The sequence below is a fragment of the Arenibacter arenosicollis genome (genome assembly GCF_014397245.1).
Taxonomy (GTDB): domain Bacteria; phylum Bacteroidota; class Bacteroidia; order Flavobacteriales; family Flavobacteriaceae; genus Arenibacter; species Arenibacter arenosicollis.
Genome location: NZ_JACLHY010000035.1, coordinates 21,880 through 32,837 on the forward strand (window position 1 = coordinate 21,880; position 10,958 = coordinate 32,837).

Annotated in this window: 6 protein-coding genes; all 6 read right to left on the minus strand. The window is 38.5% G+C overall.

Annotated elements, in window-relative coordinates; genetic code table 11:
* Positions 1 to 4 precede the first annotated feature (4 nt).
* Entirely contained in the window at positions 5 to 1,630 is a 1,626-nt protein-coding gene (locus H4O18_RS20815; protein WP_187588275.1) for an alpha-L-fucosidase, read from the minus strand.
* A 27-nt stretch (positions 1,631 to 1,657) separates the two neighbouring features.
* Positions 1,658 to 3,184, minus strand: coding sequence for a sulfatase family protein (locus tag H4O18_RS20820; RefSeq protein WP_187588277.1), 1,527 nt, complete (start codon positions 3,182 to 3,184; stop codon positions 1,658 to 1,660).
* A gap of 89 nt (positions 3,185 to 3,273) precedes the next feature.
* Positions 3,274 to 4,851, minus strand: coding sequence for a RagB/SusD family nutrient uptake outer membrane protein (locus tag H4O18_RS20825; protein WP_187588279.1), 1,578 nt, complete (start codon positions 4,849 to 4,851; stop codon positions 3,274 to 3,276).
* 26 nt (positions 4,852 to 4,877) lie between these two features.
* On the minus strand, positions 4,878 to 8,180 hold the full coding sequence (locus H4O18_RS20830) for a TonB-dependent receptor (RefSeq protein ID WP_187588281.1): 3,303 nt from the start codon (positions 8,178 to 8,180) through the stop codon (positions 4,878 to 4,880).
* 165 nt (positions 8,181 to 8,345) lie between these two features.
* Positions 8,346 to 9,467 (minus strand): FecR family protein, encoded by a 1,122-nt coding sequence (locus H4O18_RS20835; RefSeq protein WP_187588283.1) that lies wholly within the window; start codon positions 9,465 to 9,467, stop codon positions 8,346 to 8,348.
* 144 nt (positions 9,468 to 9,611) lie between these two features.
* Positions 9,612 to 10,190, minus strand: a complete 579-nt coding sequence (locus H4O18_RS20840; RefSeq protein ID WP_187588285.1) for a sigma-70 family RNA polymerase sigma factor — start codon at positions 10,188 to 10,190, stop codon at positions 9,612 to 9,614.
* Between the last annotated feature and the right edge of the window lie 768 nt (positions 10,191 to 10,958).

The following is a 10,958-nucleotide window of genomic DNA, read 5'->3' on the forward strand; positions in this document are numbered from 1 at the left end:
GCTTCTATTTATGGTATCCGTCAAGATCAACCTTTTTTGTCCCTTCTAATGCTTTATCCACATTAGTTTCGATAACGTTTGGCGTATGTTGTTCCTTATCTGTCAAAATCTTGAACGTCCATGCAAACGAACTTTTACCTAAATCCGTCGGGGGAGTAATTTCAAGTCCATCATCTGTTACTTTCCATTCAATTTTAACATCTGAACCTAGAAGTGTAATAGACTTAATATTAGAAGCACTCCACCCTTTAGTTGCTTCAATAACAATAGTTTCCTTAGGTTTTTCCAAAGCGATGGCATAAAGTGCTTTTCCTTTGGTTGTAAAAGCCAAATGCCCCTTTTCTTGGTGGTTTTCTTTCCAATACCGGGTACCATATATACCGTCTCCATTTATTTTTAGCCAATTTCCCATTTCATGAAGTCGCATAACCTGTTCATCGGGAATGGTACCATCTGCTTTTGGACCAATATTGATCAAAAAGTTGCCATTACGGGATACAACCTCCACCATTTCCTTTATGATGTCCTGAACTGACTTATAGGTGTCATTTTCCAAATATCCGAAAGAGGTACCGAAGGTGGTACAGCTCTGCCATTTGGGTCCTATTACTTCTAGTTTAAGGTTGTCCTTTTCCAAACACCCTACCCCATCGGGCCAGTTTCTGTTGGCTCCTTTGTTGTTGACATAAACGGCTTGACCATTTGCTGCGCCATTATTCATAAAATCGGTGATCATAAGGCGACACTGGTCATAGAAATATTTTATTACAGGTTTGAACACCTGAGGATTTTTTCGCGTTTCGTTTCCGTCACGTGTGAAAATAGGAATGTCATCGACCCACAACATATCCGGCTGGTATTTATCCTGAATTTCTTTCCATCTGGCTACATATTCATCCACTGCTTCTTTACTAAATCCAAACGGACCGTAAAGTTTTTCAGATTCTGGCATTCGTTTGATCTCTTCTAAGATATCCGGACGTGGCTTTGCGTCTACCTTATACTTCTCTGTGGTAAAAAAGCTTGTATGTCTCTCTCTATGGTATGAAGGCGCATACTTAAGTCCATAATTACGAACCGCTTGCCCCAAGTCACCAACGATGTCCCTTTTGGGGCCCATATCCATGGCATTCCAAGGGGTAAGGTCAGAATCCCAATTTGCCCAGCCATCATGATGTTCGGCCGTTAGCACTACATATTTAGCACCTACTTCGGCAAAAAGCTTTGCCCACTCTTCTGGTTGCCATTTTTCTGCTTTAAATTCGGGAATGATGTCCTTGTAACCAAACTCAGGGGGGGCGGCACCCCACCGTTTTCTAAGATAGTTATAATAATGTGCCGAATCTTCATAGATGAGTTTCGGCACATGCTCTGCATATCCTTTCCCTTCCTTTTTATATCCAATGGCGCTATAAGGACCCCAATGAATAAAAATTCCTATTTTTCCGTCGTTGAACCAGTCGGGTATCGGCATTTTTTGAAGCGATTCCCAACTCCCATCGTAAGGCGCATTTGTTGAAACAATTTCGGGAGTTTCTGTTTGAGCTGATTTATTTTTACAGGACGGGACTGATAGCAAAATTAGTATGGAAAAGACATACAGAATGCCCGTTTTTTTTATTTTTTTCATAATACGTTTACTTGTGCTTAGGTGTTTTTATTTAGTCCTTAATGTAGGTGCTGGCACCCCAGCCATAAAGTTTTCAAAGGCTTCTTCAACGTCCACAGGATCGTTCATTCGCTTTTGTAATATCTTATACTCCCTAAAGAGGGTATTTAAAACCACTTTGTAATCATCTCTGTTTTCCGCTAAATCCTTCATTTCCAAAGGGTCGTTTTTCATATCATACAAACGGACCTTATTCGCGGTTGGATAAATAATCATTTTATATTCTTCTGTTCTGTACATTCTCTGTGTACCAAAATACGCCCCGTAGACTACCGGATAATTACTGGTATTGACTTTTCCTGTGGCCAAAGGCAATAAGCTATTAAAATCAACTTGATCCGGTTTTTTTAGACCGGCTATTTCCAGTGTAGTTGGCATGATATCTTGTAAGTACACAAAGGAATCAACGGTTTTACCTTTGGGAATGTTGGGTCCTGACATGATCATAGGCACCCTCATACTACTCTCATACATATTCTGCTTTCCCATAAAACCATGATCTCCTACGGCAAGTCCATGGTCGGCCGTAAAGAAAACATACGTATTGTCCGCTTTCCCAGAAGCTTTGAGTGCATCTAATATACGCCCGATCTGTTCATCCATGTGGCTTATTATAGCGTAGTATTCCTGCAAGTTCACTTTTACTGAATATTCTGTTCTGGGAAAAGGTGCCAGTTTTTCGTCCCTAAGTGTACGCCCAGCCCCAGCATATTCATTATATGGATATTCAGGAATGAAATTTTCCGGAACCTTGATCTCATCCAGTGGATACATGTCTACAAACTTTTTAGGAGCTTGTCTAGGATCGTGAGGAGCATTAAAGGCGAGATACATAAAAAACGGGTTTTCGCTCTTTGCAGATTGGGTCAAAAAAGAGATACCGTTATCAGCCAACACTTCACTCCAATGTTTTCCACCCTTCCAGAAGCCGCCTAATTCTTTATCATAAGGAGACCAGGTATCGGCTTTATCCCTTTCAAAAGTACGGGAATAACGTTCCTTGGTTTGGTTTGGCATACCGGGTCGTATATCCTTGACATTATCAAACACATCATTGGGTGAGACCTCACCTATATGCCATTTACCAGACATATACGTATCATACCCCGCTTCCTTTAAATATTCGGGCCAATACTTTTCCGGTTTTTTAAAAGGAATTTCATATCTAGGATTATTTCCAGGGGCATTGTGATCATTGGACGCATTTCCTTTTCTTGAAAAAGTGGCCGCAGTCCAAAGATAACCTCCTGTGATGATCATAGTCCTACTGGCTACACACACCGCCGGAGCAAAAGATCCTTGATTATAGGCTCGGGAAAAAGAAACGCCATTGTTCATTAGGCGATCTAAATTGGGGGTTTTTACCGGACAATTTTCCAAAGCTCCGATTGTGTTGAACATTTGATCGTCAGCAAAAATAAACAGGATGTTAGGCTTTATGGGATCCGTAATGCCTTGTGCATAGGTTTGTAAGCCAAGTATAAATATTAAAAACGCTAAACTGACTTTTTTCATATTTAATCGTGTTTAGTTATCATTCCCTGGTCTAGGACCAAGGAATGATTCTTAGTTTATATTTTAGATTTTATTACAATAGAAGACAACTATTGCCACAGAGGGTTTTGCTCCAATTTTCCTCCCAAATCTTTACTTTTTGTAATCTCATCAAATGGTATGGGTAGAAACTGATACTTACCCTCAGGAGCTCCCGCAATAATATTGGCCGCAGCTTGGGCCCGATCTATGGATTGTTGATTGGCACCGGCAGCAATTTCTATTGCAGGTAATGCCAAAACCGTCTCCTCAAGCAAGCCCCATCGTATCAAATCGGTTTTTCTGCCAAACCCTTCTCCTGCAAGTTCCCAGCGGCGCTCATTTTGTATGTCCTTTAAGGTAATTGTGGTCAATGCTGGCACATTTGCCCTCTGCCTAACCTTGTTAATGGCTGCCAAGGAAGCCTCACTAGAGCCTCCGAGCATAAATTCCGCTTCGGCAAGCATCAAATAAGCATCTGCCAAAAGCATGAGCCTGTTCGGAGCTCCGGATTGGCCGTTTGCTTCTGGATTCACAAACAAAGGATCTGCAACTGGTACTTTGGCACGCATAAACTTAGGTATGTAAATGTGATTAAATTGCGCAAAGGTGCCATCCTCAAGTGTGTGACTGTCGAATACATTATAGGCTAACCTAATATCATCAGCACTGTAGGAATCCGCTAGTCCTTTTCTCAATGTCACAGTTCCTGCCCTTGTCCAAATACCAAGTTCACTAAACGCCTTGCCAGCCGGACTGCTTCCTCCACCTTCCGAACCACCATTGGGATGAGCACCATTATGAATGTTGCTCGAAGCTACGCCCACAAGATATTCCACACCAAAGATTATTTCATTGTGAAGGTCATTCCCTTCCCTGTATATTTCGCCATAAGGACCCAGTTCTGGGCCGTGAGGTGAATTCTGTGTAATTTCAATCAACTCAGTTCGAGCCTTGTCATATTGTTGCATCCACATATGGTAATGTGCTTTCATCATACGAGCAGCCCAAACTGTTACTCTCCCACCACTTTGGTTCCATCTTCCTGTTGATAATTTTCCAGAACCAATAGCTTCTTCCAGGTCTGCTACCATCTCTGTTTGTATTGTAGCTGCCGAGGTCTTGCCTAAAAGGGAAACCGCATCTATATCTATTTCATCCCGCCAATACGGAACATCCCCGTAAATAGTGGTAAGCCTGTAATAAAAATGGGCTCGGTAGAACAGGGCTTGCGCAATTGTAGCTGATTTCTCGTCCTCACTAAGAGATGTTGACTGTGCTACACGTGCTAGCACCAAATTAGCATCCCTAACACCGGCGTATAATTGCTGCCATATTCCAGAAACTTCGGAATTTGAAGTGTTAAAGTCATAAGTCCCAACGGTGGTATTGGCGGGAATTCCATCACGGGCAACAACGCCTTCATCCGTGCCCAAAAACTGGTAAAAAAGCATAAATTGCCCAGTAACTTCATCCGTTTTGAGTCTTGCCTGAAGACCATTGAGAGCCAAATTAGCCTCATCTTGATTTGTAAAGAATTGATCGGGTGTGAGTAATCCTTTTGCATCTTCTTCCAATATATCACTACACCCCAATGTGACAATTGAAAGAACTATGACAACTAGAAAATTAATATTTCTTATTTTCATGATATTTATATTTTCAAATATTTTTATTAAAACGTGAAATCAAAACCAAGTAAAAATGACCTATTCTGAGGGTAACTAATATTGTCGTAACCTCGCAAGGTATTGTTAGTTCCAAAACTACTTACATCGGGGTCAAACCCAAGGTAGTCCTTATCCTTAATTAGAAAAAGATTCGTACCTGTAAGGGTAATCCTGAATTGGTTTATAGCCTTAAGCTTGGTAAGGGGCAGTGTGTATCCAAGTTGCAATGTTTTCAAACGTAAAAAGCTGGCGTTTTGGAGATACAATGTGCTGGATGTATTGAAGGAAGTACTATTGAATCCTGGTATTGTTGCGTTGTTAGGATCTTCAGGGGTCCAAATACCCTCCCTCAGGCGTGCATATGAATTTAATTGTGTTCCGTTTACTTGGTAAACATCGGTGTTGTAGTTCTCATTGCCTTGGGTAAACTGAAAGAATGCCTCAATATCAAAATTTTTATAGCGAATGTTATTTTGAAATCCTCCAAAAAAGTCTGGATTGGAAGAACCTATCACCCCTTTATCATTTTCGTCGACAATACCATCGGGCACTCCATCTGGTCCACTAATATCGGTGAATATTGCATCTCCAGACGCGGGGTCTACCCCTTCGTAAAATGAGCCCCAAAAAGTACCTACTGCCTCTCCCACAATTAACTGACTAGTAATATCATTGGAAGGAGACCCTAGCCTATGTGTGATTATCGAGGGTTTGCCGCCTAGGTCCAATACTTTGTTTTTGTAAGTTGAAACATTTAAATTGGTGGACCAGGTAAAATTATCTGTGCGAATCAGTATCACACCCAAACTCAAATCAAAACCTTTGTTTTCAAGTGTTCCTACATTTTGGAGTTGGGTGGTAAATCCTGTAAAAAAAGGTACTTCTGCTGCAAGCAAAAGATCTTCAGTTTTCTTGGAATAATAATCTATTTCTGCCGTTAGCCGACCATCAAAAAAAGATGCCTCAAGCCCTATGTCAAACTGACTAGTAGTTTCCCATTTAAGATCAGGATTGGCCAAAGTGGTTTGTTGTGCCCCTATCACCGGAATACCATTTAAAATGGCTGTGGCATTGGTACCGATCGTAGGCAAGGTAGAAAACGGATCAACACCGGAATTACCAGTAAGTCCATAACTTGCCCTCAGTTTTAAGTTATCTATTGCTTTACTATTTTTAATGAAGTTTTCTTCAGATAATTTCCAGGCTATCGCAGCTGAGGGAAATGTAGAATATTTGTTATTGGCCCCTAGACGGGATGAACCATCACGCCTAACGGATAAGGTTAACAGATATCTGTCATTATACGAATAATTTATTCTCCCAAGTAGCGAATTCAACCCAAACTCAGAATAATCGCTGTCTATCCCAGTCTCCTCTATAGGTGCCAATTCCAAGGCATTGAATTCAACCCCATCACTCGGTAGTTCATTGGCAACAATTGAAGTGGACTGGGTCTCCGATTTTTGCACAGTGGCCCCCACTAAAACATTAAGTGAATGTTTGTCAAAAAGTACAGAATAATTTAAGGTATTTTCATTGAGTAATGAAGTGGTGTTCTCTTCATTTATAGAAGCGTTGGCCAATCTACCAGAGATTATTTTAGATGGATTTATTGAAGGTACAAATCGATTTCGTTTACTATGGGTAAAATCGCCGCCAAAAGTCGACCTTAATTTAAGCCCCTTTGCCAACTGAGCCTCTATAAATGTGTTGGCAAGCACACGATCATAAATTGTCTCATCCAAGTTAAGTTCGGTGTTGGCCAGTAAATTTCCCCCGCCATTATCTATCCCAATATTGTATACGGAGTAGTTTCCATCTTCATCATAGGGAGGTTTCAATGGGTCTTCCCTTACTAACGACAGTGTACTAATCAGGTTATTGTTAGTCTTTGACCTGGAAAGGGAAAGGTTTACCCCAACCTTGAAAACATTGGATAATTTATGGTCTATATTTGTTCGAAGAGAATATCTCGAAAAGTCAGATCCTTTAATAATCCCTTCCTGTGAAAAATACCCAAAAGAAGTATAATGTTTTGTTTTTTCATCCCCACCTGAAACAGATACCTGATAATCAGAAAAAAAAGCTGCTCTCGTAATCTCATCCTGCCAATTAGTTTCTTGCCCAGGTAGATTATTCAAATCAAAAAGGCCAGGGTTTAGTTTATTTCTATACTCAGCAAATTCACGTCCAGTCTGCACGTCTATCCTTTCTGGCAATACTTGTACACCCTGTGCGCTCCTCAAGTTAACTTGTAACTTGCCGATTTTACCTTTTTTTGTTGTTATTAAAATTACTCCATTGGCACCTCTGGAACCATATATAGCGGTCGAAGAGGCATCTTTGAGGATTTCAATCGACTCTATATCATTTGGATTGATAGTATTAAGGTTACCCCCCCCAATGAATCCATCAACCACATAAAGCGGCTCATTTCCAGCAGTAATCGAATTTCCTCCTCTTATTCTAATCGTTGCGCCTGTGCCCGGAGCTCCATTTTGAGAGGTTACAAAAACACCTGCAGCCCTTCCCTGAATAGCCTGATCCAAGTTTGAAACAGGTGCTACAAATGCCTCCTCGGCCTTTACGGATGAAACTGAACCAGTCAGGTCCTTCCTCCTTACGGTACCATACCCAACAACAACAACCTCGTCTAGCCCAGCCGCACTCTCTTCCAGAACAATTCGCAATGCAGTTTGGCCATTTACAGGGATTTCCTTATTGGCAAAACCAATATAAGAAATTACTAAAACAGCGTTGGCATTCCCCAAGTTAATAGAAAAATTCCCATCAAAATCGGCTGTTACACCATTGGTTGTTCCCTTTTCAACTATATTGGCACCAGGCAGGGGGTTACCATCCTTATCGGTAATAGAACCAGATATAATCTCTTGAACTACTGGATTTGTGTATTCCACTTTTTGGGGATTTATGATAGGCGTGTCCATACGCCGTAACAAATAGACCCTCCGGTCATTTACATTATAAGTGGTCCGGGTATTTATGAAAATTCGGTTAAGAATATCCTCTATCTTTTCGTTATTTACCCCGATAGAAATAATACGATTCAAATCAACATCCTCAATCTTGTAAACAAATTGAAATTCTGTTGTACTCTCAATCTCATCTATAATTTGGCCTACAGAAACATTGTTAAGGTTTAATGTAATTTTAGCTCGCTGTGCATAGCTGTCATTGGCCTTTAGCGAAAAAAAGGCGACCAATACAAACAGGATACTCAATTTCATTTTTAGGTCAAATTTAAATATAGGGCTGCGCCTTCTTGTTTTATAAAGAAGTTTTTTCATACTTTTAAAGTGTTTTAAGGTGGTTAATTATTTTTTTTAATCACTGTTAGCAAATCGGGAAATGTTCGAGCATTTTCCGTTTTTTTTTGTTATGTTCTAAGGTGATTCTTGGTGGTTATTTTTTTCTTTTCATTGGCTTATTTTTGTTTGGTTTATATATAATGGTTATTTAATCTCTATGTCTCCTGTGCTTGTAATCTTAAAATCAATTCCATAATTATCTTTAAGTTCTTGTAGAACCTCCTCTATGGTTTGGTTTCCAAAGTTGGCATTGAATTTTTTAGATGCCAAATCTTTATTTTGGTTCAGAATAACTACATTATAATGTCTTTCCAGTTTTTTAACAATATTGCCAAAAGACATATTGCGAAAGATCAATTCTCCGCCCATCCAAGATGTATATAAACTTGTAATAACCTTATCTGTAGTAATACTTTTATTATTCTTGTTAAAGCTACCCTTGAACCCTGGTTTCAACAAGACAACATTCTTAGGGTCATATTTCTCTTCAGCTTCGTGTAAGCTAACAGCACCTTCTACCAAAACCACATCGGAAGTCTCATCCTCGGGATAAGCCGAAACATTGAATTTTGTTCCCAAAACCCTTACATTCATTTTATCAGTATTAACAATAAACGGACGTAGGGAATCTTTGGCTACATCTAAAAATGCCTCTCCAATAACGTAAACATTTCTTTCTTGGCCCTTTAAAAATTTAACTGGATATTTTAGCGACGATCCCGCATTTAAGTATGCTTTGGTTCCATCTGACAAACGCAGAACAAAAGTTTTTCCAAAAGGTACTGTTAAGGTATTGTACACAAGTTCTTCTATGCCCTCAGAATTCGAATATACTAGCTCATGTCCTTTTTGCTGACCTAGAACACTTCCCTCCTTGTCCGTTAATATGACTGAGCCATTTTCTTCAATGATTCTTGTACTACCATCTTCTAATTCCAAAGTAATGGCGTTTTGAGGAACCTCACTTTTGTGTAAAATGTTGTTGTTTTGATAGTAAAAGTACCCAACCATTAAAAGACCGACTAAGATCGCTGCAGCGGAAGTAAAAACCCTCCAATCTAAACGACTACCCGAAAAGGTATTTAGTCTTACGTTCTTCCAAACAATATTTTTTACACTATTTTTGTCGGTCTCGTTTTTAAAGTGTTGATTGTAATTTTCTGAAATCTGCTCTTTCTCAAATTTCTGCAGAATCATTTTTTCATTTTCAGAAATAGTTCCATCAAGGTACTTATCCAACAACTTCCTAAATTCTTTTTCGTGCATTTGCTTATCCTATAATATTAAGAACCAAAATGTGCCTATGACTCACATCACATATTTGTATTTAACATATATTTAACATTTTTAAAAGTTGAATATTACACCCCTAAAATGTGAGTTACAATGTCCATCAATACAGCGCGCTTCTTAAAACAATAAAAAATAGATAAAAGAAAAGAAGTAAAGTGAGGCCAAATGTCGTCGAATGACCCTCAGAGCTAAGGAAACTTGATTCTCAACGGACCTTTTTGATATGCCTAATTTTAAAGCAATCTCCTCATTAGGTATATCATCTATACGGCTCAATGTGAAAATTTGTTGACATCTAGGAGACAACTCTTCCAAAGACTTGTCTATAAGTTTTTGGGTCGCCTCTAGATTTTGTTGATTTTCAACATTAGAACTTTCTATTACTAAAGAATCAATAGTTTTAAGTTGAGTAGTGGTAAATTTATTATCCCTTAAATATTTATAACAGCCATAGCGGACAGCACGAAAAATATACGCCTCAAAATTTGAAATCACTAATTTTCCCCTTTGATTCCATAAATTTATCCATATATCCTGCACAATATCCTGTGCTACATCCCTATCCGTAAGAATAGAATTTGCCTTTACGAGCATAACCTCCCAATATTGATCAAATAGTGTTTTAAACGCTTTTTGATTACCATTACGGAAGTGGGTAAGAAGTAAATCGTTATTATGAGTTTTATTTGGAAACACTTATACTAATTGTTCAATTATTTACCGTTAAAGATGATAAATGTATAAAAAAAGTAATTGATTTTTAGCAAATAAAAATATTTTAAATTCCATTTCATATATATTGCCATCTCAGAAATGTAGATAATGGCCATGGTTTTCTGGAATTATTAAGTTTAAATTATAAAAATAAAAAATATTCATGCAGGGCTTTTTAATTGAAATTTAATAACAATAGTTTTATCTTATTTAACGTTATAGGTGCTTCCTAGGCCAAAGTGGTGTATTTACTAATTCAATAAATAATGCGATTTGTATTCCTAAAAAATACAACGTATTTTTCCTTAAAATTTAATATTAATACAGTAAACGATTTCGTAAACGTTTTTATAAAATTAAGGGCATTTTAGGGGAATGATTGGGAATTTTTTCAAATTCATAACCCGGAGGTCGGGGGATCGTGCCCCCCTCTCGCTACCAGTAAATACAGGGACCCAGGAGTTTATGCTTCTGGGTTTTTTACTTCTGTACAACATATGTACAACATTTAGGATTTAGCTTCATAATTATACATTCTCTTCCAAAATACCTAACACAACACTTTAACTCTCCTTTTACCGGTAAATTGGTTCTACCCTCAGTTTATCGTTGGGATTATTATGGGATCATGTCCAAAATCTGGGTTTTTACCATTTTAAGAATATAATTTAATCAAGCGATATAAGAAGTATTCCGTATTCCTGACTCCCCTAAATTGTGATCTAAAAGCCTTTACTTTGGCATTAAAGG

What these genes read in the sequence shown, in the direction of transcription:
- H4O18_RS20815 (WP_187588275.1), bottom strand. Translation starts at nt 1,630, where the DNA reads ATGAAAAAAATAAAAAAAACGGGCATTCTGTATGTCTTTTCCATACTA.
- H4O18_RS20820 (WP_187588277.1), bottom strand. Translation starts at nt 3,184, where the DNA reads ATGAAAAAAGTCAGTTTAGCGTTTTTAATATTTATACTTGGCTTACAA.
- H4O18_RS20825 (WP_187588279.1), bottom strand. Translation starts at nt 4,851, where the DNA reads ATGAAAATAAGAAATATTAATTTTCTAGTTGTCATAGTTCTTTCAATT.
- H4O18_RS20830 (WP_187588281.1), bottom strand. Translation starts at nt 8,180, where the DNA reads ATGAAAAAACTTCTTTATAAAACAAGAAGGCGCAGCCCTATATTTAAA.
- H4O18_RS20835 (WP_187588283.1), bottom strand. Translation starts at nt 9,467, where the DNA reads ATGCACGAAAAAGAATTTAGGAAGTTGTTGGATAAGTACCTTGATGGA.